Annotated in this window: 22 protein-coding genes; 17 read left to right on the forward strand and 5 right to left on the reverse strand. The window is 29.9% G+C overall.

Annotated features, from left to right (window positions below; translation table 11 throughout):
* Positions 1-289 precede the first annotated feature (289 nt).
* Positions 290-1,621 carry a dihydrolipoamide acetyltransferase family protein gene (locus Q8S45_RS11545; RefSeq protein WP_305604876.1) on the forward strand — a complete coding sequence of 444 codons (1,332 nt, stop codon included), beginning with the start codon at positions 290-292 and terminating at the stop codon, positions 1,619-1,621.
* A gap of 155 nt (positions 1,622-1,776) precedes the next feature.
* Here Q8S45_RS11545 and tsaD read toward each other — a convergent pair whose 3' ends face one another.
* Complete coding sequence (tsaD, locus tag Q8S45_RS11550) at positions 1,777-2,808, reverse strand: tRNA (adenosine(37)-N6)-threonylcarbamoyltransferase complex transferase subunit TsaD (protein WP_305604882.1); 1,032 nt, start codon at positions 2,806-2,808, stop codon at positions 1,777-1,779.
* A gap of 131 nt (positions 2,809-2,939) precedes the next feature.
* On the opposite strand from tsaD, the gene Q8S45_RS11555 reads away from it, so the two are divergent.
* From Q8S45_RS11555 to Q8S45_RS11575, 5 genes are read left to right on the forward strand one after another with little or no spacing between them, the layout of a single operon-like run.
* A complete protein-coding gene (locus tag Q8S45_RS11555) occupies positions 2,940-7,334 on the forward strand; it encodes a translocation/assembly module TamB domain-containing protein (protein ID WP_305604884.1) in 4,395 nt (1,464 codons plus the stop codon).
* A complete protein-coding gene (locus Q8S45_RS11560; RefSeq protein WP_305604886.1) occupies positions 7,331-8,233 on the forward strand; it encodes a sugar phosphate nucleotidyltransferase in 903 nt (300 codons plus the stop codon). The genes Q8S45_RS11555 and Q8S45_RS11560 overlap by 4 nt, the downstream gene beginning before the upstream one ends.
* A gap of 32 nt (positions 8,234-8,265) precedes the next feature.
* Entirely contained in the window at positions 8,266-9,252 is a 987-nt protein-coding gene (gene pfkA, locus Q8S45_RS11565) for a 6-phosphofructokinase (RefSeq protein WP_305604888.1), read from the forward strand.
* Between the two features lie 25 nt (positions 9,253-9,277).
* Positions 9,278-10,276, forward strand: a complete 999-nt coding sequence (gene gap / locus Q8S45_RS11570; protein WP_305604890.1) for a type I glyceraldehyde-3-phosphate dehydrogenase — start codon at positions 9,278-9,280, stop codon at positions 10,274-10,276.
* A gap of 13 nt (positions 10,277-10,289) precedes the next feature.
* The gene (locus Q8S45_RS11575; RefSeq protein ID WP_305604892.1) at positions 10,290-10,652 is read left to right on the forward strand and encodes a methylglyoxal synthase; all 363 of its coding nucleotides are present in this window, start codon (positions 10,290-10,292) and stop codon (positions 10,650-10,652) included.
* A 5-nt stretch (positions 10,653-10,657) separates the two neighbouring features.
* Here the strand turns inward: Q8S45_RS11575 and Q8S45_RS11580 are convergent, their stop codons facing one another.
* Both Q8S45_RS11580 and Q8S45_RS11585 read right to left on the reverse strand, forming a co-directional pair.
* A complete protein-coding gene (locus tag Q8S45_RS11580; protein WP_305604894.1) occupies positions 10,658-11,038 on the reverse strand; it encodes a RidA family protein in 381 nt (126 codons plus the stop codon).
* 68 nt (positions 11,039-11,106) lie between these two features.
* Positions 11,107-13,599, reverse strand: coding sequence for a putative LPS assembly protein LptD (locus Q8S45_RS11585; protein ID WP_305604896.1), 2,493 nt, complete (start codon positions 13,597-13,599; stop codon positions 11,107-11,109).
* A gap of 320 nt (positions 13,600-13,919) precedes the next feature.
* On the opposite strand from Q8S45_RS11585, the gene Q8S45_RS11590 reads away from it, so the two are divergent.
* From Q8S45_RS11590 to Q8S45_RS11625, 8 genes are all read left to right on the forward strand, one after another.
* Positions 13,920-15,089 carry an N-acetylmuramoyl-L-alanine amidase gene (locus Q8S45_RS11590; RefSeq protein ID WP_305604897.1) on the forward strand — a complete coding sequence of 390 codons (1,170 nt, stop codon included), beginning with the start codon at positions 13,920-13,922 and terminating at the stop codon, positions 15,087-15,089.
* A 63-nt stretch (positions 15,090-15,152) separates the two neighbouring features.
* Positions 15,153-16,121: an MlaD family protein gene (locus Q8S45_RS11595; RefSeq protein WP_305604899.1), complete on the forward strand. Its 969-nt coding sequence runs from the start codon at positions 15,153-15,155 to the stop codon at positions 16,119-16,121.
* Positions 16,122-16,142: 21 nt separating this feature from the next.
* The gene (locus Q8S45_RS11600) at positions 16,143-17,444 is read left to right on the forward strand and encodes a (Fe-S)-binding protein (protein WP_305604901.1); all 1,302 of its coding nucleotides are present in this window, start codon (positions 16,143-16,145) and stop codon (positions 17,442-17,444) included.
* A gap of 20 nt (positions 17,445-17,464) precedes the next feature.
* Positions 17,465-18,244: a (Fe-S)-binding protein gene (locus tag Q8S45_RS11605; protein ID WP_305604903.1), complete on the forward strand. Its 780-nt coding sequence runs from the start codon at positions 17,465-17,467 to the stop codon at positions 18,242-18,244.
* A gap of 24 nt (positions 18,245-18,268) precedes the next feature.
* Entirely contained in the window at positions 18,269-19,171 is a 903-nt protein-coding gene (gene menA, locus Q8S45_RS11610; protein WP_305604905.1) for a 1,4-dihydroxy-2-naphthoate octaprenyltransferase, read from the forward strand.
* 134 nt (positions 19,172-19,305) lie between these two features.
* Positions 19,306-19,986, forward strand: coding sequence for a metal-dependent hydrolase (locus tag Q8S45_RS11615; protein WP_305604907.1), 681 nt, complete (start codon positions 19,306-19,308; stop codon positions 19,984-19,986).
* Positions 19,987-20,000: 14 nt separating this feature from the next.
* Complete coding sequence (locus tag Q8S45_RS11620) at positions 20,001-20,390, forward strand: VOC family protein (protein WP_305604909.1); 390 nt, start codon at positions 20,001-20,003, stop codon at positions 20,388-20,390.
* 11 nt (positions 20,391-20,401) lie between these two features.
* On the forward strand, positions 20,402-20,668 hold the full coding sequence (locus Q8S45_RS11625; protein WP_305604911.1) for a zinc ribbon domain-containing protein: 267 nt from the start codon (positions 20,402-20,404) through the stop codon (positions 20,666-20,668).
* Here the strand turns inward: Q8S45_RS11625 and Q8S45_RS11630 are convergent.
* On the reverse strand, positions 20,665-21,561 hold the full coding sequence (locus Q8S45_RS11630) for a sterol desaturase family protein (RefSeq protein ID WP_305604913.1): 897 nt from the start codon (positions 21,559-21,561) through the stop codon (positions 20,665-20,667). The two genes, Q8S45_RS11625 and Q8S45_RS11630, sit on opposite strands and share 4 nt — an antisense overlap.
* Positions 21,562-21,629: 68 nt before the next feature.
* Between Q8S45_RS11630 and Q8S45_RS11635 the strand changes: the two genes are divergently transcribed.
* The 3 genes from Q8S45_RS11635 (at position 21,630) to Q8S45_RS11645 (ending at position 24,763) form a co-directional block, all read left to right on the forward strand.
* Complete coding sequence (locus tag Q8S45_RS11635; RefSeq protein WP_305604915.1) at positions 21,630-22,667, forward strand: o-succinylbenzoate synthase; 1,038 nt, start codon at positions 21,630-21,632, stop codon at positions 22,665-22,667.
* A gap of 64 nt (positions 22,668-22,731) precedes the next feature.
* Positions 22,732-23,685 carry a CPBP family intramembrane glutamic endopeptidase gene (locus Q8S45_RS11640; RefSeq protein ID WP_305604917.1) on the forward strand — a complete coding sequence of 318 codons (954 nt, stop codon included), beginning with the start codon at positions 22,732-22,734 and terminating at the stop codon, positions 23,683-23,685.
* 4 nt (positions 23,686-23,689) lie between these two features.
* Entirely contained in the window at positions 23,690-24,763 is a 1,074-nt protein-coding gene (locus Q8S45_RS11645; RefSeq protein WP_305604919.1) for an AMP-binding protein, read from the forward strand.
* Here the strand turns inward: Q8S45_RS11645 and Q8S45_RS11650 are convergent.
* A complete protein-coding gene (locus tag Q8S45_RS11650) occupies positions 24,747-25,079 on the reverse strand; it encodes a hypothetical protein (RefSeq protein WP_305604921.1) in 333 nt (110 codons plus the stop codon). The two genes, Q8S45_RS11645 and Q8S45_RS11650, sit on opposite strands and share 17 nt — an antisense overlap.
* Positions 25,080-25,082 lie beyond the last annotated feature (3 nt).

Raw genomic sequence — 25,082 nt, forward strand, 5'->3', positions numbered from 1 at the left:
CATGAAAAACTTAAAGAAAATTTAGAAAACCATATGCAAATGTTAGTTCAAAATCCAGATAGAGTTCAAAAATATTTCAATCATAAAGATATTCAATATGCAGCTTGATAATTATAGATATAATGCCGTCGGGTTAATATACTATGTATTAATAAAATTATGGTTGTTTAAAGTTGCTTTAATTTAGAATTTTATATTAAATCAAAAATTTAAAAACTAATAATAAAAAGAGGAATGCTCATCAAATTTTATTTTTTTGTAAATTTGCAGTTCTTTAAAAAATACAATAATGGCAAGATTTGAAGTACGACTACCAAAAATGGGTGAAAGTGTTGCAGAAGCAACCATAACAACTTGGTTGAAAAATATTGGAGATCCTGTTGAAATGGATGAAGCAGTAGTTGAAATTGCTACTGATAAGGTAGATTCTGAAGTGCCAAGTGAAGTAGAAGGTACACTTGTTGAAATTATGTTTGACGTAGATGCTATTGTTAAAGTAGGAGAAGTTATTGCTATTATAGAAACGGGAACTGTTGAAACAATTGGTGAAGTTGTTATAGAGCAAAATGAAGTAGAAAATGAAAATAAAACTGAAAAGGTTTCAGAAGTTATCTTGCAAGTTGAAAATGATATAGAGCATTCAATTATTTCTAAAATTTCCGATTCTGATAAATTCTTTTCGCCCTTGGTTCGCAATATCGCTGCCAAAGAAGGTGTGTCTCTTAAAGAGTTAGAAGAACTAGTTGGAACAGGAAAAGATAATAGAGTTACAAAAGATGATATTTTAGGATATATTTCAAGCGGAAGAGTTAAAAGCGAACAGGTAAAACACATTGATAAAGCAGTTGAAAGCCCATTCGCTGTTATTACAAAGGAGGTAGCCAAACCTATAGAGTCTGCTTCTATGAATGGAGGTGATGAAATTATTGAAATGACCCGTATGGGAAAATTAATTGCGCATCATATGGTTGCATCTGTTCAAACATCGGCTCATGTACAGTCTTTTATTGAAGTAGATGTTACTAATATTGTAAAATGGAGAGATAAAGTTAAAGATTCATTTTTTGAAAATGAAGGTGAAAAAATAACCTTTACACCAATTTTTATGCACGCAGTTGCGAAAGCCATAAAAACATTTCCAATGATTAATATTTCGGTAGATGGGGATAACATTATCAAACGGAAAGCCATTAATTTAGGAATGGCAGCTTCACTTGAAAATGGGAATTTAATTGTTCCCGTTATTAAAAATGCCGATCAATTGAATATTGTTGGTATGACCAAAGCAGTGAACGATTTAGCGAATAGAGCTAGAAAAGGGCAATTAAAACCAGACGATATACAAGGTGGAACTTATACTGTTACTAATGTAGGTAGTTTTGGAAGTGTTTTTGGTACTCCTATTATTAATCAACCGCAAGTTGCAATTTTAGCGTTGGGAGCTGTTCGAAAAGTTCCTGCAGTTATTGAAACTCCAGATGGCGATTTTATTGGAATCAGACATAAAATGTTTATTTCACACTCGTACGATCATAGAGTAGTAAATGGGGCATTAGGTGGGATGTTTATTAAAAAAGTAAAAGAATTATTAGAAGCTTGGGACGGAAGTGTTGAGTTATAAGTTTTAAGTTTTAAGTTTTAAGTTTTAAGCTTTAATTAAACAACAATTTGTGAAACTCAAAAAAATAAGACTGCCACGTCGCTATCGCTCCTATCGGTGATGTTAACTTTTAACTTAGAACTTAAAACTTAAAACTTAAAACTTATAACTCAAAACTAACTTTCACTAACTTTTAATCTAGCCGTTGCTGAGGTGTTGTCAAATTCAAAATCATTTTCCAAATATTTTAAATATCCTACAATGGCAATCATAGCGGCATTGTCTGTTGTAAATTCAAATTTCGGAATATAGGTTGTCCATTTTTTTGTTAGCTCAGCATTTTCTAAAGATTTTCTAATTCCTAAATTTGCACTAACACCACCAGCAATTGCAACATGAGATATTCCAGTTTTTTTAACCGCTTTTTCAAGTTTATCCATTAAAATTTCTACAATAGTACGTTGTACTGATGCACAAATATCATATAAATTTTCTTCAATAAATTTTGGATTTTCTTTTAGGTTTCGTTGCAAAAAATAAAGTATTCCTGTTTTTAATCCACTAAAACTGAAATTTAATCCATCCATTTTAGGTTTTGTAAACTGATATGTATTTGGGTTGCCTAATTGAGCATATTTATCTATTAATGGACCTCCAGGGTAAGGCAATCCCAAAATTTTGGCAGTTTTATCGAAGGCTTCACCAACAGCATCGTCTAATGTTTCTCCAATTACCTCCATTTCAAAATAATTAGTAATTTTCACAATTTGAGTATGCCCTCCACTTATGGTTAAACATAAAAATGGGAATGGTGGTTTTTGCTGATTTTTTTCTTCAATAAAGTGAGCTAATATATGAGCTTGCATATGATTAACTGCAATTAAAGGGATCTCTAAAGCCATGGATAACGACTTCGAAAATGAGGTACCAACAAGTAAAGAACCCATTAATCCAGGTCCACGTGTAAAAGCTATGGCTGTTAAGTCTTTTTTATCGATATTTGCTCTTTGAATTGCTTCTTGTATCACTGGAACAATATTTTGTTGATGTGCTCGTGATGCTAATTCAGGAACAACACCGCCATAATTGGTGTGTATTTCCTGATTTGCTATCACATTTGATAGTATTTTTCCGTTGCATAATACTGCGGCGCTGGTATCATCACAAGAAGATTCAATTCCAAGAATATAAATTGATTTATTTTTCATTTACTAAAAATAAAGGCACGAATGTTGACGTTTAAAATGCAAATTTAGAGTTTATCAAACGAATTATAAAAATACTTCTAAGGTTATTAACCTATTTACTACTTTTTTTATTAGTGGTAAGTGTTTTATTAATGCTCCCACCAGTGCAAACTAGGTTGGGAAAGAAAGCCAGTGACTATTTAAAAAAAGAATTTGATACAGACTTAACCGTCCAAAAAATGGATCTTTCCATTCTTGGTAAAGTCCAATTAAAAGAGGTTTTGGCAAGAGATCATCACAAAGACACTTTATTTTATATTCAAAATTTAAGAACTTCAATACTAAGTTTTAGAAATTTTTTGAACGGAAAATATGAATTTGGACAAATTTCTTTAAATAATTTTGAGCTTTTTATAAAAACCTATAAAGGTGAAAATGATGATGGGTTAACTATTTTTATTGATAAGTTTGATGATGGTAAAGTTTCAGAAAAACCTTCTGGGTTTTTATTAACTTCAACCAACCTAAAATTAAAAAACGGTTTTGTTCAAATAATTGATGAAAATATAGCTAACGAAAAGCCATTGTTTTTTAGAGAAATAAAAGGAAATGCCAACAATTTTAAAATTGAGGGGCCAAATGTTAAAACAAATTTAGAAGGTATTGCATTTATTGAAAATAGAGGAATTGACGTAAAAAGTTTGTCAAGTGATTTTTCATATTCTAAAAAGGAAATGAATTTTAAAAATACAGAACTTCTTACAGAAACATCTTCAGTTAATACAACTGTTAAATTCTCTTATAAAAGAGAAGATTTTTCTGATTTTAATAATCTGGTAAAATTAAATGCAACGGTAAAGAATGCATCTATATCCTTTGCCGATTTAAAGAAATTTTATAATGAAATTGGTACAAGAGATGTTATTCATTTTTCAACAAATATTACTGGAAATCTAAACAATTTTGTTACTAATAATTTAAAATTACATACTAATGGAGGTTCCATTATTGAAGGTGATTTTAATTTTAAAAACTCGTTTAATAGAGAAAATGGATTTTCATTAAATGCAAATATTACCAATTTAACTTCCAATTATGGTAATTTAATTGATATGTTACCCAATGTTTTGGGTAGAAATTTGCCTGCTTCATTTGAAAAATTGGGATTATTTACGTTAGTTGGAAAAACGTATGTTGATGAAAATATTCTTCGAACTAATTCAGTTTTAACATCCGAAATTGGAGTGGCAGAAACTAATTTGGAGCTCATTAATTATGATAATATAGATAATGCTTCTTATAAGGGATATGTTAAAATTACCGATTTTGAACTCGGAAATTTTATTGATAATTCACAAATGGGATTACTATCGGTAGAAGGAGATGTTGATGGAAGTGGCTTTAGTTTGGAAAAAATAAACACTGCGGTAAAAGGGATTGTTTCTAAATTTGAGTATAATAAATACACCTATAAAAATATTACGTTAAATGGATTAGTGAAAAATAAACATTTTAATGGTGAAGTTGAAGTAAATGACGAGAATTTAAAATTAAATTTTAATGGGTTGGCAGATTTTTCTAAAAATGTATACACCTTCGATTTTAAAACTGTTGTAGACCACTGTAATTTAAATATTATAAATGTTTTTAAACGAGATAGTATTTCATTTATTAAAGGAGATATTTTAATTAACGTAAAGGGGAATTCATTAGATGATTTGGTTGGTTCTATAAATTTTGAAAATTCGTTATATACCAATCAAAAAGGGAATTATTTTTTCAAAGATTTTAATATTGTTTCAGAATTTACAGATAGTACTAGAACCATTTCAATTAATTCTTCAGAAATTATTGAAGGTTACTTAAAAGGTAATTTTAAATTTGTTGAGCTAGGTAAATTAACCCAAAACGCCATTGGAAGTATTTATTCTAATTACAAACCATTTAAAGTTTCTAAAAATCAGTTTCTTGATTATAGCATAAAGATTCACAATAAAATAATTGAAATTTTTTATCCTGAAATTAATTTATCGGCAAAAACCTCTATTCGTGGAACTATAAATTCAGATGATAAATTGTTCAGACTCAATATTAAATCTCCTAGAATGGAGGCATTCGATAATATTATCACCGATTTAAATTTATATATAGATAGCAAAAATCCACTTTTTAATACCCAATTAACGGTTCGTAAAATAAACACAAAACAATATGATATATCAGACCTGCATTTGGTAAATGTTACACTAAACGACACATTATTTTTTAGAACTGAATTTAAAGGAGGAACAAATAAAACAGAAGATTATAAATTATCGTTTTTCCATACATTTAATAAGGATAATAGATCTGTTGTTGGAATTCAAAAATCGAATTTCACTTTTAAAAATAGTACTTGGACCATTAATCCAAAAAACAATCTTGAAAATAGTGTAGTTATAGATTCAAAATTAAAAACCTACACTGTTAATCCATTTTTGATTACTTCAGATAGTGAGGAAATTGAAATTTATGGAAAATTCACCCAATCAAAAAATAAAGATTTAAACTTTAAATTTAAAAATGTTAAACTATCTAGCATTACCCCAGAAATAGATAGTTTGAAATTAAAAGGACTTGTAAACGGAATATTAAATTATAAAGAAGAGGGAGGAAAGTTGCAACCTACAGCAAATGTTTCAATAGCAAATTTAAATATTAATAATTTGCATCAGGGAAATTTAAAAATGACTATTGAAGGTAAAAATTCCTTAACAAAATACGGATTAAATATTAGTTTAGAACGAAATGGAAGTGACAGTTTTAAAGCAATTGGAGAAATTGATTTTACACCCAAAAAACCAATTTTAGATGTAATTGTTGATTTTGAAGAATTTAAACTTGATGCATTTAGTCCGCTTGGAGAAGATGTATTTAATAATATTCGAGGATCGGTTTATGGAAGTGCTCATTTAACTGGGTTACTGAGCAATCCAGATATGGATGGCAGTTTATTTTTAGATGAGGCTGGAATGTATTTTCCGTATTTGAATGTAGATTATAATTTTGAAGGAACTAGTATTGTTGAGCTAAAAAAGCAGAGTTTTATTTTTGAAGATGTAACATTGAAAGACGAATTTTATAAAACCAAAGGAAAATTATCGGGCACTTTAAGCCATACTAATTTCTCGAAGTGGTTTTTAGATTTAAAAGTTGGAACCAAACGATTACTTGTTTTAAATACCGAAGAAGAAGAAAATTCTCTTTATTATGGCACGGCCTTTATGGAAGGCTATGCCTTTATAAAAGGACCTACAGATAAATTAGTTTTAGATTTTGTAGGTAAAACTAAAAAGGGAACTCATTTTATTATTCCTATAAGTGATGTAAAAACAGTTGAATCTTCTCAATTAATTCGATTTGTCAATAAAAATGAAACCAGAAAAAACGAAGATATTCGAAGAGAATTTATTTCTCAAAAATTAAAAGGAATATCTCTTAATTTCAATATTGAAGTTACCAAAGACGCCATTGTAGAAATGGTTTTAGACAAAGCTACCGGAAGTTATTTAAAAGGAAGTGGTACCGGAAACCTTCAGATTGAAGTAGATACTAAAGATAAATTTGAAATGTTTGGCGATTTTTATGTAGACAATGGTGTTTATAATTTTAAATATGGCGGGTTTATAAATAAACCATTTACGGTTAGAAAGGGGGGTTCAATATCTTGGAGTGGAGATCCTTTTGGGGCTGAAATAGATATTGAGGCGGTTTACAGAGTTTCTGCTAATCCAAAATCACTATTGGAAAATATTACCTCTAATAGAAAAATTCCAATTGATTTAATTACCCGTTTTTCAGGTGAGTTATTTAATTCAACTCGTGAATTTGATATTGATATTCCAAATTCTAGTTCAACGGTTGCGTCAGAATTAGAATTTAGATTGAATAACAATAATAAAAATAGCAAAACGATTCATTTCATTTCATTATTGGTTTCAGGTAGTTTTTACAATGAAAGCGATTTAAGCGTAAATAGTAATGCGGCGTTATATGGAACTGGGTTTGACATGCTTTCGAATGCCTTTGATAACATTTTTAATCAGGGCGATAATAAGTTTAAATTTAAACCTGTATATACCGTTGGGGAGCGAAATAAAGTTGATAATATTAACATTGAAGATCAATTTGGTTTTGCGTTAGATTATCAGGTTAACGATCGAATTATTATCAATGGAAAGGTCGGTGTTCCAATTGGCTCAAAAGAGCAATCTAACGTAATTGGAGAAGTAAATATTGAGTTTTTATTAAACGAAGATGGTAGTTTGAGATCTTCCGTTTTTAACAGACAAAATGAAATTCAATATACCGAAGAAGAAGAAGGTTATACACAAGGAGTTGGTTTAAATTATCAAATAGATTTTAATAATGGAAGAGAATTATTGGAAAAACTTGGATTAAAAAAGAAAAAACCACTAGATACTTTACAAGTTTTAAAACCAATAGATTCATTAAAAATAAATCAAAAATTACTAGAATTTAAAAACAGAAATAAACAACAAAAATGAGCAAACCAACTTTAGTTATTTTAGCTGCAGGCGTAGGCAGTAGATATGGCGGATTAAAACAATTAGATACCTTTACAACTCAGTTAGATACCATCTTGGATTTTTCTATATTTGATGCTATTAAAGCAGGTTTTGGTAAAGTTGTTTTTATCATTAGAAAAAATATTGAAAGCGATTTTAAATCATTTTTCGATCATAAATTAAAAGGAAAAATTGAAGTAGTATATGTTTTTCAAGAAATAGATTCTATTCCAGAAAAATATAAAGGCAATACTAGAGAAAAACCTTGGGGAACAGGTCATGCGTTATTAATGGCAAAAGATGCCGTAAAAGAAAATTTTGCTGTAATAAATGCAGATGATTTTTATGGCCAAGAAGCTTTTAAAGTGATGGCAGATGCCTTAAAAAAAATAGATATAAATTCGAGTTATTTTAATATGATGGGATATGTATTAAAAAATACTATTTCTGAATATGGCTCAGTTTCAAGAGGAGAGTGTATGGTAAATGACCATGATTTTTTATCTGGAATTACAGAACGAACGCACATTGAAAAAATAGATGGAGAATTACAGTATAAAAATAGTGAAGGCAATTTTATACCAATTTCTGATGAAACTATAGTCTCTATGAACTTTTTTGGTTTTACACCAAAATATTTTGATATTTCAGAATCATTGTTTGAAGACTTTTTACATCAAAATTATAAGGAACTAAAAGCTGAATTTTTTATTCCTTTGGTTGTGAACCATGTAATTGTAAATAAAGAAGCAACCATGGAGGTTTTAAAATCTAACGCTCAATGGTTTGGAGTAACTTATAAGCAAGATAAAGAATATGTTACTATGGAAATTCAAAAACTAAAAGAAAAAGGATTGTATCCTGAAAATTTATGGTAACTATTATATTCGCCTTGAAAATAAATTAAAAAATGGGAGCTAAAATAAAAAAAATTGGAGTTTTAACTTCTGGAGGAGATGCACCAGGAATGAATGCTGCGATTAGGGCTGTAGTTAGAAGTTGCAACTATTATAATATAGAATGTATTGGAATTTATAGAGGGTATCAAGGTCTAATTGAAGGTGATTTTGTTAAACTAGATGCTAGGGCAGTTAGTAACATAATAAGTAGAGGAGGCACCATTTTAAAAACGGTTCGTTCTAAGGAATTTATGACGGTTGAAGGTAGAAAAAAGGCTTATGAAAACTTAAAAATGGCTGAGATAGATGCCTTGGTATTAATAGGAGGTGATGGTACTTTTACTGGTGGTATGGTTTTTAACAAGGAGTTTAATTTTCCGTGTATTGGTGTTCCAGGAACCATTGATAACGATATTTTTGGCACAAATTACACCATTGGTTATGATACAGCTTTAAATACTATTGTAGAAGCAATTGATAAAATTAGAGATACTGCAAGTTCACACAATCGATTATTTTTTGTGGAGGTTATGGGTAGAGATGCTGGGTTTATAGCTTTAAATTCGGGTGTTGGTGCTGGAGCGGAAGAAATTTTAATCCCTGAAGAAAACATGGGACTAGATCGTTTATTAGAGTCTTTAAAAAGAAGTAAAAGATCTGGAAAATCATCGAGTATTGTAGTAGTTGCTGAAGGTGACAAAATCGGGAAAAATGTTTTTGAATTAGCAAATTATGTAGAAGAAAATTTGCCTCAATATGAAGTTAGAGTTTCGGTTTTAGGACACATGCAGCGAGGAGGTTCTCCCACTTGTTTCGATCGGGTTTTAGCAAGTAGGTTAGGCGTAAAAGCAGTCGAATTATTGCTCGATGGGAAAACAAATGTAATGGTTGGATTAATTAATAATGAAGTTCAAACAACAGAATTAGACCTTGCAATTAAAAGCCACCATGAAATAAATTGGGAGTTATTAAGAGTAAGCGATATAATGTCTATTTAAATGTTAATTTGTAGTTTAAAAATAAATGATTAGAATTGGCATTAATGGTTTTGGGAGAATAGGAAGGTTGGCGTTGAGGGCTGTAGATGCTAGGGAAAATGTTGAAGTTGTTGCAATCAATGATGTGCTTAGTGCAGAGCACTTGGCCTATTTGTTAAAATATGATTCTGTTCATGGTAAATTTAAAGGAACCATTTTAGTTGAAAAAAAATATTTAATTGTAAATGGCAAACCAATTAGAATTACCACCCAAAAAAATCCAGAAAATATTGCTTGGGATAAAGTTGGAGTGGATGTTGTTATTGAGTCTTCAGGGTATTTTACAACCAAAATGGAAGCGGGTAAACATTTAACTGCTGGATCAAAAAAAGTTGTTATTTCTGCTCCATCTTCTGATGCTCCTATGTTTGTGATGGGTGTAAATCATACCAAATTAAAATATAGCGATACTATTTTTTCAAATGCATCATGTACAACCAATTGTATTGCCCCAATTGCGAAAGTTTTAAATGATCACTTTAAAATTGTAAATGGTTTTATTACAACCATACATTGTACAACATCTAGTCAAAATACAGTTGATGGAGTTTCAGATAATTGGAGGAGAGGAAGAGCTGCTTTAAATAATTTAATTCCAACATCTACTTCAGCCAGTATTGCGTTGCCACTTATAATACCAGAATTAAAAGGAAAAATTTTAGCTATGGCTGTGAGGGTTCCAGTTGCAACAGTGTCTTTAATTGATTTTACAGTTAAATTGAAGAAAAAAACAACGTATTGTTATATAAAGGAAATAATGAAAAAAGCTGCTGAAAATGATTTACAAGGAATTTTGGGATATACTGAAGATGAAGTAGTTTCTAGAGATTTTGTTTCTGACCCAAGAACCTCAGTGTTTGATGCAAAGGCAGGGTTGGCTTTAAATGATAACTTTTTTAAAATTATAGCTTGGTACGATAATGAATATGGCTATGCTACTAAATTAATTGATTTAATAGAGTATTCATCTTCGTTAAAAAAATAAATATTGAATATATATGGAAATTGCAATTATAGCACACGACGGTAAAAAAGCTGAAATGATTCAGTTTTTAATGGATTTTAAAGCATTGATTATTGCTAAAAAAATTAATTTAGTTGCCACTGGCACAACAGGTAAAAATGCCGAAAAGGCAGGTTTTGAAGTCAAAAAATTTCTTTCGGGACCCTATGGTGGTGATGCTCAAATAGCGGCAAGAGTAGCTGAAGGTAAAACGAATATGGTGTTTTTTTTCAGAGACCCTTTAAATAGTCATCCTCATGACCCAGATATTGCAATGCTTATGAGATTATGCGATGTGCACGATGTACCGTTAGCTACGAATCCAGCAACTGCTGAATGCTTAATAAAATCAATTTAAGCGAACTATTTAACTGCGATCATTGAAATTTCAACATTAACAAATTTTGGTAAATTTCCTACTTCAACAGTTTCTCGAGCAGGTGCACTTTCTTCATTAAAAAAACTGCCATAAATACTATTAACCTTTCCAAAATCGTTCATGTTTTTTAAAAATATGGAAGTTTTAACCACATTTTCAAAAGTCATTCCAGCTTCTGCTAATACTGCTTTCAAATTTTCCATTACTTGTTTTGTTTCAACCTCGATAGAGCTTGTTTCCAAATCACCAGTTAATGGATTTATAGCAATTTGGCCAGAGGTATACAAGGTATTTCCTGCTAATACTGCTTGATTGTATGGGCCAATTGGAGCTGGTGCTTGATGAGTATTTATTATTTTTTTCATGATGTATAAATTTCAAACGAAAGTATCATTTTTTCCAGAAAAAATTCTATTATTTTTTAATAAACTAATTAAAATAATCTTTTATCTGGAACCAGCCTTTTATCGTATTTAAGATCGGCTAAAACAGATGATTTAACTCCAATAAAGAAATAGTAAGTTTGTCTATCTCCAAACGGAACCCAATTAAAATTAAGTTTCCAGCTATCTAAATCACGTGAAAAACGCAATTGTGTATAGGTAAAACCATGGTCTTTTAAGTCGTATCCAGATGAAAATCCAACCTGCCACTTTGGAGTTAATTCTATATCACCAGAAAACATTAATGAATTTGATGAAATTTCATTTTGTCTGCTTGGATTGCTGTAATTCAATGTATATGCAATTCTTAAAGTCCAAGGTATGGTAGATTGATATAATTTTGTTTCTTTAACCTTATCGTCTTTTTTGCTATCATCCGTTTGTTGATTGGTAGCAGTTAAGTTTTCACCAAAAACGCCATCTGAATTATTTTCAGTATTATTTTGTTGATTTTCATTTGGTTTTTTTTCATTATCCTTACTAGACAAAGAATAATCCATAGTAATTCCTGCATTGGTTAGTCTAAATAAACTACCTCCATTATCTCGATTAAAAGTGTTTATTTTTTTTCCATTAGAATCTAGGCCATATGGATCTAGTGTGGCGTTCACATTAATTCCAATTTTATCTTTAAAAATTTTGGTGCCTGCATTTGCTGAAATAGGACTCCATTTTAAGGAATCGGCAGCCATATTGTAAGAAGTAGAAAAATTTAAATTGTTTAAAAGAATAATTTTTGTTGATTCTTTTTCTAGAGAATCTTTAGGCCGCAATTTTGCTTCAAGATTGTTGTTTAAACTAAAATTTAAACTATTGGAAATTCCACTACTCGGTCCGCCAAAAATCCCATTTGCAAATGGAGAATATTCAGCGATGTCAGTTGGGTCAGCACTTTTTTGATATTCTTTATTGAAGCTACTAAAATCGGGTGTGTAACTATAGGAAATTGATGGTCGGACAACGTGTCGAATGGCCTCTAATTTTCCTTTTTTAAAATTAACCATTCCGTAAACCGTAGTGGCTAATGAAATTCCTGTTGAATATTCTCTAAAAGTGTTGAACTGGTTAATGGTATCGGTTACTACTGCATTTTCAGTATCATTAAACTCTTTCCTCAGTTTATCAAAATACCAAACTTCTTTATAATTTAAGTTTGGAGATAGTGTAAAATATCGAAGCGCCTTCATATTGGTACTTAAACTAGCATTTTGCAGTATTCCAGATTTGGCATTGTCAAACATCTCTTTTTTAAAGAAAAATTCATCAGAAGTATTAATTCTGTTATCTCCTTGGAGCGAATAAGTAAATCCAGTTTTTTGTAATGCGTTGTTTTTAGCCCCATTTTTACCTGCAAACGGATACAAACGATCCATATTTATCTGTATCGATGGTAAAGTCATTGTTATCTGTTCTGTATTCGTATTTTGTGAATGAGTAACAGACATAGACATATTGAAAGGAGTTCCTACAAATTTTTTATAATATGAAACAGATGAACTTAAATTATTATTTAAAAATGAATTGGTATTGTACTCATTAATAGATTGTTTAAAATATTTACTGCTACCCAAATTTACAGAGGCTGAAAATCGAGAGTTAGGACTTGCTTTTGCATCTTGGCTATGGCTCCATCTAATATTATAATTAGAACCCTCAGAATAGTCGTCAAAACCTTTTAAACTATTAATCAAACTTTCGTACTTAAAATCAAGTTTTCCAGAATAACGATACCGTTTGGCATAACCAGATTCTGTTCTAAGACCCCAACTTCCATTGGTGTAAATATCTCCCAAAACAGCAAGATCAAAATTATCGCTTAACACAAAATAATAACCACCATTTTGTAAAAAAAAGCCCTGCTGATTATTATCACCCCAAGTTGGCATTAAAAATCCAGAAGTTCGTCCTTTTGTAAGTGGAATATAAGCGAAGGGTAAAATTAAAGGAGTAGGCACATCTGCTATAACCAATTGACTTGAACTTGCCACTAACTTACTATCCTTTATAAATTTTGCTTTTTTAATAGCAATGTAATAATCTGGATTGTCTTTTTCTGAAGTTGTTAGTCTAATGTTTTCAATAAAAATAATAGAATCATTGTGTTTTTTACTTACGGCACCTCTAATTATTACACCTTGCTGTTCGGTTTTAAGTCCCCAAATTTTTGCTTTTTCAGTTTTAAAATTGAAAACAATAGAATCTTGAGTCGATTCTTGAGATCCTTGTTTAAAAATTGGACGTTGAGAATATTTTCCAATACTATCTTTTACTCCAAATGCTTTTATAATGTTGGTGTTATTATTTATTTCAATATAACCAGCTTGTAAATCAATGTCCTTATAATGTACATGTGCTTTGTCATATAACTTTACAATTTTATTTTTTAAATCTTGTCGAATTAAACTATCTGCTGTATGCTCAATGATGCCTTCTAAAACTTCCTTTGGTTTCGTTTTTAAAAGTGTGTCAAGAGGTGAAATCACTAACGAATCAATTTTTTTTATAGGGAGGGTATCTTTAGATATTTCAACAGTTTTTTTGTCTATTCTATCTTTAATTTTTTGAGAATAACCATTTGAACTAACAATCCATACTAAGATTGATAGCGCTAAAAAAGAAAACGAATTTTTAATATTATTTTTAATAATAATTTTTTTGTAAAAATACCAATTTTATTGGGTTGATTTCATTAAAGTTTTTACTTTAGCCTACTTAAAAGTCAACCATTTTTTAGATATTTGTAAATGTATGGCTCAATACTTGTTATACCAAATAACAAAGGCCAAAAATAATTAAATTATTGATGAACACACAACACTTTTATAAAATTAAAATAAGAACGAATTTCTTACTGACTTTCGTACTACTTTTAACACTATTTTTCACAAATTTTAATTCATATTCTCAAAATAAAGAGTTTATTATTGTTTTAGATGCGGGTCATGGGGGTAAGGATCCTGGAAAAGTAAGTACTTATAGCTATAAGGAGAAAGAAATTGCTTTAAATATTGTTTTATTATTGGGCGAGCATTTAGAGAAAATTAAAAATGTAAAGGTAATTTACACTAGAAAGACTGATATTTTTGTTGATTTGTGGGAAAGAGGGCGAATTGCAAATAAAGCCGATGCAGATTTATTTGTTTCTATACATTGTAATGCGCATAATTCTCAAGCCTCAGGAGCAGAAACATGGGCTTTAGGGCCACATGCAAACAGCCAGAATTTTGAAGTTGCAAAAGCAGAGAATTCCGTAATTTTATTGGAGGATAATTATAAGGTTAATTATAAGGGTTTTGACCCAAGTTCACCACAATCGGTCATAGGTTTAACTTTAATGCAAGAGGAATATTTAGATCAAAGTATTCAATTGGCAAGCATTGTACAGCATAATTTTTTAAATTCATTAAATAGAACAGATAGGGGAGTAAAACAAGCTGGATTTGTGGTTTTGCATCAAACTTATATGCCAAGTGTATTAATTGAAACTGGGTTTATTACCAATAAAGATGAAGGTGCTTATTTAAATTCTAAAAATGGTCAGGAAAAATTTGCTGAATCTATTTTTGAAAGTATTTTAAAATATATGGAACAGCTTAATATTAATACGGTTTCAGGTAATAATACAAGTAATGTGTCTTCCTCAACGTCAACTGCATCTTCAGTTTCATTGAACAAAAATGAAAACCATTCATCGCCTTCAAAAGAAGAAAACAATAATGTTGAATTTAAGGTTCAAATTGCTACAGGAACTAATAAATTAGAAACAAAATCTTATAATTTTAAAGGTATTGAAAATGTTGAGCGCGTTCAGGATGGTAGAAATTTTAAGTATTTTGTAGGTGGTACTTCAAATTACAATGAGATAATAGAACTACAAAAAATGGTTATTTTAAAGGGATATACTTCTGCATTTATTGTTGCATTTAAAAATGGAGAAAAGGTATCTGTAGATGAGATTTTGAAAAAATCATAGCGTTATAATTAAGTTACTCCCAAAAATAATCACTAATATTGTTACACTAAATTATTTGATATTTTGAAAATTACAAGAGAATTTAAAACAGGCCTTGTTTTTGTTGCGGTTATAGCTCTTTTTATTTGGGGTTATAATTTTTTAAAGGGCTTCAATCTATTTGATGGTCCTTTAACTACTTTTTATGCAGAATACAGCGATGTGGAAGGATTAAATACAGCAAGTGTTGTTACCATTAATGGCGTTGTAGTTGGTAAAATAATAAGTATTGAATTTAATAAAGATCCTGAAAAAAGAGGAAATTTAATTGTTGAATTTAGTGTTGAAAACGATTTTGAATTCTCTAAAAAAAGTATTGCAAAAATTTATAGTACAAGCATAATGGGAGGTAAATCATTGGCGATTGTACCGTCGTTTGAAGGTGAAATGGCAATTCCTGGAGATTTTTTAAAAGGAGAAACAGAATCTGATATTTTTACAAGTGTCTCTGAAAAGTTAAGTCCTTTGCAAGCTAAAGTTGAAAATGTAATTGTTAATGCAGACTCTTTATTGGTTGGATTTAATGATGTGTTGGATGCAAAAACACGTCTAAATCTAAAATCAACTATTTCTCAATTAAATGAAGTTGTAACTTCCTTCAGTAAAACAGCTAAATCGGTAGAAGAATTAATGCTTAAAAATGAAGTAAAAATATCGAATACCCTTTCAAATTCGGACAGAATAGCTAGTAATTTCGCAAAACTTTCAGACTCCCTAGCCAGTGCTAATATAGGAATGACTATTAAAAATTTAGAAGAAACTATAAACAACCTCAATGGAGTTTTAAGTTCTATTGAAAGCGGAAAAGGAACTCTTGGTAAGTTGGTAAAAGACGAAAAGATGTATAATAATTTAACCAATGCTTCAAAGGAATTGGAAGAATTATTACGCGAAATGAAATTACACCCTAAACGTTTTGTTCATTTTTCCTTATTTGGAAAAAAAGAAAAAGGTTTTGAAGGAGAAACGAAACAAGTAGAAATAAATCAATAAGATAAAATAATCGTTTTTTTTATGAATTATATTGATAACGTCATCTTCATTTTTGTACTAATTGTTGGAATCGGTTTTTTTGTTTTCAATATAAAAAAAATTATCAGAAATATTAAGTTGGGTACTGCAATTGATCGTTCCAACAATGCTTCAGAACGATGGAGAAATATGGCGATGGTTGCATTAGGTCAATCTAAAATGGTTAAAAAACCCGTAGCGGGTATTTTACATATTATTGTTTATGCTGGGTTTATTATTATAAATATAGAAGTTTTAGAAATAATTATTGATGGTGTTTTTGGAACCCATAGAGCATTTAGGATTTTTGGTGGTTTTTATCAATTTTTAATTGGATCATTTGAAATTTTAGCTTTTTTAGTTTTGATTTCAGTGATTGTATTTTGGATTCGTAGAATGGTTTTGAAAATTCCTCGATTTTGGAATAAAGAAATGGCAGGATTTCCTAAAAATGATGCGCTTAATATATTATATTTTGAAATGGTGTTAATGTCATTATTTCTAATTATGAATGCGGCAGATCAGTCATTTCAATTGGCAAACGGAGGAAATCCAATAAGTCAATTAGTTGTTCCTATTTTTCATACGTATAGCATTGAAACAATGTATCTTATTGAGCGTTCAGCTTGGTGGTTGCATATAATTGGGATATTAATATTTTTAAATTACTTATATTATTCAAAGCACCTTCATATTTTATTGGCATTTCCAAATACATATTTTGCAAATCTAAATGCAAAAGGTAAATTGAATAATTTAGAAGCCGTAACCAATGAGGTTAAAATGATGATGGATCCAAACATAGATCCTTTTGCAACCAATCCAGACGCAGTAAATGATGTTCCTTCAAAATTTGGAGCAAGTGATGTGCAAGATTTAAATTGGGTTCAGTTAATGAACGCCTATACGTGTACAGAATGTGGTAGATGCACATCGTCTTGTCCTGCAAATCAAACCGGTAAAGAATTATCGCCTCGAGCAATTATGATGAAAACGAGAGATCGTTTGGAAGAGGTTGGTAAAAATATTGATAAGAATGGTAAGTTTATAACCGATGATAAGCAGTTATTAAATGATTATATAACACCTGAAGAAATTTGGGCTTGCACTAGTTGTAATGCGTGCGTAGAGGAATGTCCAGTAAATATTGACCCATTATCAATTATTATTGATTTACGCCGCTATTTGGTTATGGAACAATCGGCCGCTCCACAAGAATTAAACAGTATGATGACAAATATTGAAAACAATGGTGCGCCTTGGCAATACAACCAAATGGATAGACTTAATTGGAAAGAAGAATAACAGAAAATAACATTTTTAGGATGAACGTACCAACAATGGCAGAAATGATGGCTCAAGGAAAACAACCAGAAGTGTTGTTTTGGGTTGGATGTGCAGGAAGTTTTGACGATAGAGCAAAAAAAATTACAAAGGCATTTGTTAAAATATTAAATAATGCAAATGTTGAGTTTGCGGTGCTTGGAACTGAAGAAAGTTGTTCAGGTGATCCGGCAAAAAGGGCAGGGAATGAATTTTTATTTCAAATGCAAGCAATGACAAATATTGAAGTTTTGAATGCGTATGAAGTAAAAAAAATAGTAACTGCTTGTCCTCATTGTTTTAATACCCTAAAAAATGAATACCCAGAACTTGGAGGTCATTATGAAGTTGTACATCATACTGAGTTGTTAAAATCGTTATTAGATGAAGGTAGGTTAACTATTGAAGGTGGTAAATACAAGGGCGAAAAAATCACTTTTCATGACCCTTGTTATTTAGGGCGTGCAAACGATATTTATGAAGCACCTCGTGAACTTATAAAACAATTAGATGCTGAATTGGTTGAAATGAAACATTGTAAATCAGATGGTTTATGTTGTGGAGCTGGAGGAGCACAAATGTTTAAGGATGCTGAAAAAGGAACAAAAGAAATTAATGTAGCACGTACCGAACAAGCTATTGATGTAAAACCCAATATAATAGCAACTGGTTGTCCATTTTGTAATACAATGATGACTGACGGGGTGAAAGCAACTAATAAAGAAGCTGATATTGAAGTGTTAGATATTGCAGAGCTAATTGCTAATGCTAATAATTTATAAAATTTAGAAAGCAAATTTTATTCAATGATAAAACACTACGTAAAAGCAGCTAGATTAAGAACGCTTCCCCTTTCAATTTCTGGAATTATTGCAGGTAGTTTTTTAGCAGCTTCAGAAGGCTTTTTTAATTGGCAAATTTGTTTGTTAGCTTTGTTAACCACCATAGGATTTCAGATTGTTTCCAACTATGCAAATGATTACGGAGATGGAGTAAAAGGAACAGATAATGAAGAAAGAATTGGACCCAAAAGAGCTATTCAAAGTGGAGTAATTACTCCTTCTCAAATGCTTAAAGCTATCAAAATTTTTGTGGGAATAACTTTTATAATTGCACTTTTACTAATTTATACAGCCTTTGGAAAAGATGATTTTTTAAATCTAAGTATCTTTTTTTTATTAGGAATTGCAAGCATAGCCGCAGCAATAAAATATACAATGGGAACAAAAGCTTATGGATATAGTGGTTTTGGTGATGTTTTTGTATTTCTATTTTTTGGTTTATTGAGTGTTTGTGGAAGCTATTATTTGTATACAAAGCAATTAAATTCAACAATTTTTTTACCTGCTTTTTCAATTGGATTTTTAAGTATAGGAGTTCTCAACCTTAATAATATGCGTGATAGAGAATCAGATTTGAATGCTAAAAAACACACAATTGTGGTTAAAATAGGTATCGAATTTGCTAAATATTATCATTACTTTTTATTAATTTCCTCCTTTCTAATAGCCATAATATATACAATTATTCAATTCAAATCTAGTTATCAATTTATATTTGTTTTGGCTTACATTCCTATAACAAAGCATCTTAACGTTGTGTATATTAATAGACAACCAAAATTATTAGATGTTGAATTGAAAAAATTGGCGATTAGTACTTTTGCGTTTTCACTTTTATTTGGATTAGGGTTGTTATTATCTCAATAAAAATAGTTTAAACATTTGTTTTAGTAGTAAACGTATAATTGTGATATTTTAAATTTTCAAGTAATCACTATTTCCGTCGTTTTTTATAAAATATTTTCATTAAATTGCAGTAAACCAATCAAAACCACTTCAAAATGAAAATAACGTATTTAGGGCACTCATGCTTAAGTATTGAAACAAAAGACAAAACGTTATTAATTGACCCTTTTATTTCAGGAAATGAATTAGCAAAAAAGATTGATATAAATAAACTGCAAGCAGATTATATTTTAGTAACACATGCTCATCAAGACCATATTTTAGATGTTGAAACTATTGCAAAACGAACAAGCGCAAAGGTTATTTCAAATTATGAAATTGTTACCTATTTTGAGAATAAAGGAATTGAAGGACACCCAATGAATCACGGTGGAAAATGGAAATTTAATTTTGGAACCGTTCATTATGTAAATGCAATTCATTCGAGTTCTTTTCCTGATGGAAGTTATGGTGGACAACCTGGAGGTTTCGTAATTGAAACGAGTCATCATAGAATTTATATTGCTGGAGATACAGCCTTAACCTATGATATGAGACTGATTCCAGATGTAATTGGAGAACTTGACTTGGTAGTTTTACCAATTGGCGATAATTTTACAATGGGAATTGATGAAGCTATTAAAGCAAGTAAATTTTTAAGTTGTAATAAAATTTTAGGTTACCACTTTGATACTTTCGGTTATATTAAAATTAATCATAAAGAAGCCTTTGAAAAATTTGCAAAAGCAAAAAAAGAATTAATTTTAGTACCAATTGGTGGCCATATAAAATTGTAAGAAGTAATAGATTTATGAAATCAAATATAGGTTGTTGGTTTGAAATTCCTGTTGAAAATATGGATAGAGCGGTTAAATTTTATGAAACAGTTTTCAATTTTAAAATTAATGTTCAGAATTTTGGTGAATTATTAATGGGGTGGTTTCCGTTAGCGGAAGATAAAAACGCTCCAAATACCGGAGGTTCATTAATTTACAATCCAACGTATTACAAGCCTGGAACAAATGGAACATTAATTTACTTAGCTTCCCAAACCAATGATGTTTCAGATGAACTTGGTAGAGTAGAAGCTGCAGGTGGAAAAGTAATTGTATCAAAAAAAATAATTTCAGAAGAAATAGGCTATATGGGAGCATTTATAGATTCAGAAGGAAATAGAATAGCAGTACATTCAACAATATAAATTATAACATAATGAAAACATACAAAAATTGTCAAAGTTGTGGAATGCCTTTATGTAAGGATCCAAAAGGAAGTGGTACAAATGCAGATGGACAACCAAGCAATAAATATTGTAGTTATTGCTATGAAAATGGGAAATTTTTGAATCCAGATATTACAGCTGAAGAAATGCAAGCTTTGGTAAAAGAAAAAATAAAAGAAATGGGTGGGTTTATGAAATTAATGGCAGGATTTTTCGCTAAAGGAGTTCCAAAATTAGAACGGTGGAAAAAAGATTAACTTCTATTTTTTAACCATTCCTTTCTTAAATCATCTGATAATATTCCAGTTCCATCATGTTTCCAACCAGGTGGTTTAATAAAATAGTTCAATTTATTTATGAATGAAGTTTTTGATGTAAATGCATCTTTAAAAACGCCAATCCATTCCAAAAAAGCAATTTTTATAGGATTAAAAGTGTTAATATTGGAAGTTAACCCATAAATAACTTTTTCATTTTCTAATTCTGGTTGAAAAGTTCCGAATAATTTATCCCAAATAATAAAAATACCAGCATGATTTCTGTCTAAATAAATAGGATTACTTCCATGATGTACCCTGTGATGGGAAGGTGTATTAAATACAGCTTCAAACCATTTTGGCATTTTATGAATCAATTCAGTGTGAATCCAATACTGATATAAAAGACTGATGCTCATTTGAGTGAATATAATTAAAGGATGAAATCCTAAAATTGGTAATATTAAGTAAAAAATAAAACTAAAAAAACCACCAGTCCAAGTTTGGCGTAAAGCTGTACTTAAATTATATTTTTGTGAGGAATGGTGCACAATATGTGAAGCCCAAAAAAATCGACTTTCATGACCAATCCTGTGCGCCCAATAGTAGCAAAAATCATCTGCAAATAATATAAGAATCCAAGTCCACCAAACGAATGGTAATGTTGCTAATTTATAATTTTCGTATAAATAAGAGATAATAATTACCACAAAAAATTTACTTAATAAGTTTGCTATAACATTGCCAATTCCCATTGATAAAGAAGCAAAAGTATCTTTAACATTGTAGTTTTTAGGTTGTTTTCTATATAAAACAAGTCCTTCAAAAATTACTGTTACTATAAAAAACGGAATAGCATAATAAATTAAATTAGGAATTTGAGGAACAGCCATAATAGAATATTTATGTATACAAGTTAATTAAAATAGTAAATAATTGTAACTTTCGCTTTTATAAAAAAATGAAGGCAACATACCAAAAATATAGTTTAAATTTTAAACAAGCAAGTGGTACATCTAGGGGTATTTTAAAAACGAAAGGAACTTACTTTTTAAAGGTAACGGCTGAAGGAAAAATGGGAATTGGAGAATGCGGATTATTTAGAGGTTTAAGTTGTGATGATAGACCAGATTATGAAGACAAATTGAAATGGCTTTGTGAAAATATTAATATAAACTATGAATCGCTATTAACTGAACTTAATGAATTTCCTTCCATTCAGTTTGGATTAGAACAAGCTATTTTATCGTTAAAAAGTGAAAATCCGTTTCTTTTATTTCCATCAAAATTCACAAATTTTGAAATTGGAATTCCAATTAATGGATTAATTTGGATGGGCGATTTAACCTTTATGAAAAATCAAATTAAAGAGAAATTAAAATGTGGTTTTTCAACTATTAAAATGAAAATAGGAGCTATTGACTTTGATTTGGAACTTGGGTTAATAAAGAACATTCGGAAAGAATTTTCTTCCAAAGAAATAGAATTAAGAGTTGATGCAAATGGTGCATTTAGACCAAATGAAGCATTAGAAAAATTAAAGAAACTTTCAAAGTTTGAAATTCATTCTATTGAGCAACCGATTAGACAAGGACAAATTGAAGAAATGGCAAAATTATGTGCCAATACTCCTGTTCCAATTGCGCTAGATGAAGAATTAATAGGTGTTTTTAATGTTACAGAAAAGGAAAAATTACTAGAAGTAATACAACCACAATATGTAGTTTTGAAACCAAGTTTAGTTGGAGGATATAGGGGAAGTGAAGGATGGATTCAACTAGCTAAAAATCAAAAAATTGATTGGTGGATAACATCAGCTTTAGAAAGTAACGTTGGGTTAAATGCCATTGCGCAATGGACATATTTATTAAACAATAAAATGCCTCAAGGGCTTGGAACTGGTGGATTATTTTTAAATAATATTGAGAGTCCGTTAGAAGTAAAAAGTGGATATTTACAGTATAATAATACTAAAAAGTGGGATTTTAATTTATTATAATTTTAAGAGAAATCACAGTAAGCTTGTCTAATTGTTGATTCATGATATAATCAAAAGAAATAATATGAAATTTATACAACAAGCGTACAAAGGAAATAACGAGGGGTGGTCATATTTTGGCACTTTATTTATATTTTTTTTTGGGTGGCAATTTTTCGGAGTAATTCCGTTGGTTGTAACAGCCTATATTCATGCTAATAATTTTGAAGAATTTATAAATTCAGCCGAAAACACATTTACAACAGTAGGTATTAATGCAAATTTGTACTTGTTTATGGTCATTCTTTCATTTGCAATAGGACTTATATTTTTAATTTTAGGCATTCTCAATTTTCATAAAAGGAAATTAATTTCGGTAATTACAAGTAGAGCAAATGTTGATTGGAATCGAATTTTTTACGCCTTCTTTTTTTGGGCTTTAATGGGATTTGTTACTTTAAGTTTTAGTTATTTTTATGCCCCTGAAGATTATGTTTGGAATTTTAAACCAATTCCTTTTTTAATATTAGTTATTATTTCTTTTTTATTTTTACCCATCCAAACTAGTATGGAAGAGATACTTTTCAGAGGTTATTTAATGCAAGGTATTGGAGTTTGGTTTAAAAACGCATGGGTTCCACTGGTGTTAACTTCATTAATATTTGGGTTGTTACACGGATTAAATCCGGAAGTAGCAAAACTTGGTAAAATTATTTTGATTTTTTATATTGGAACAGGATTATTGTTAGGGATAATTACATTAATGGATGAAGGAACTGAATTGGCATTAGGTTTTCACGCTGCAAATAATATTGTAGCAGCGGTTTTAGTAACTTCTAATTGGATGGTTTTTCAGACGGATGCCTTGTTTGTGGATATTTCCGAACCTTCTGTAAATTTTGAAATGTTTTTACCAGTTTTTTTTATGTACCCATTGGTTATTTGGATATTTGCTAAAAAATATAAATGGACTAATTGGAAAGAAAAATTGATTGGGAAAGTGGAGAATCCCTTGGATAATGTGAACTTATTGAGTTAATTGGGTGAAAAAATTAGATTTACATACCGATTTTCAGTTGCAAGAACATTCTTTTACAGATGTAAATGAATTACTTTCTTTTTCAAAAAAAAATTACCCTGAATTATATTTGTTTTTTTTTGAATGGTTTAATAATAAGTCATTTGTTGAAGTTAAAACTTCAGGTTCTACTGGTAAACCTAAGGCAATTAAGTTAAAAAAAGCCCACATGATTGCTAGTGCAATTGCAACAAGCGAATATTTTGAGTTACAAGCGAAAACAACAGCTTTGCTTTGTATGAGTCCAAATTATATTGCTGGTAAAATGATGATGGTTCGTGCCCTTTGTTTGGGATGGCATTTAGATGTGGTTAAACCTACAAATCACCCTCTAAAAACCACTAATAAAAAATACGATTTTTGTGCTATGGTTCCAACACAAGCGCATCATTCTTTAGATTATTTACATCGTGTTAAAAAATTAATTGTTGGTGGTGGAGACGTTTCTGAAGATTTAGTTGGTAAATTTCAAAAAGTAAGTAGTGCAATATATTCAACCTATGGAATGACCGAAACAATTACACATATTGCAGTAAAAAAACTTAATAATTTTAAAAACGGCATAGCGAGTGAAATGAAGAAATCTCATTATAAAACCTTGCCAAATATTTCAATTTCAACAGATGAACGGGGTTGTTTAATTATTGATGCTCCAACTATTTCAGATAAGAAAATTATTACTAACGATTTGGTTGAAATTATTTCTGCTAATGAATTTTATTGGTTAGGGAGGTATGATTCAATTATAAATTCTGGTGGAATAAAAATAATTCCCGAGCAAATTGAAGAAAAAATCTCAAAATTAATTCAACATCGACTTTTTGTTGTTGGGTTTCCCGATACTATTTTAGGAGAGAAATTAGTTTTGATTATAGAAGGTAGTAAAAATGAAAAAGTAATTGAAACTATTAATTCGTTTGATGGTCTAGCAAAATTTGAAAAACCTAAAAAAATTTATTTTTTAAATAAATTTATTGAGACAGAAACGCAAAAAATTAACAAAAAAGAGACCCTTAACCTTCTTATAAATAATTGCTAACTATTTTTATAATCACTAAGGTTTTAATTCCAATAAGCCCGGTATAAAACCAAATAGGAGTTTTTACAGTTTCTTTTAATTCATAATAAGCCAATTTAACTGGGTTTGGCATTGTTTTTAAATTAAATTGTTTCGCACAATTTTCACATTCCGAATGTCCATTTTTACCTCCAGAAAAAAATGGAATATAAAATAAATGTTTATAAATACCAAATACAGAGATCTTTGTAGTGTTTTGTTTATTACAATTAGAACATACAACATCAGATGAAGTTATACTTTTTAATTCTATTATTTTTTTACCTGTAAGTTCCATTTG

This window comes from Lutibacter sp., from assembly GCF_030692605.1.
Classification (GTDB): domain Bacteria; phylum Bacteroidota; class Bacteroidia; order Flavobacteriales; family Flavobacteriaceae; genus Lutibacter.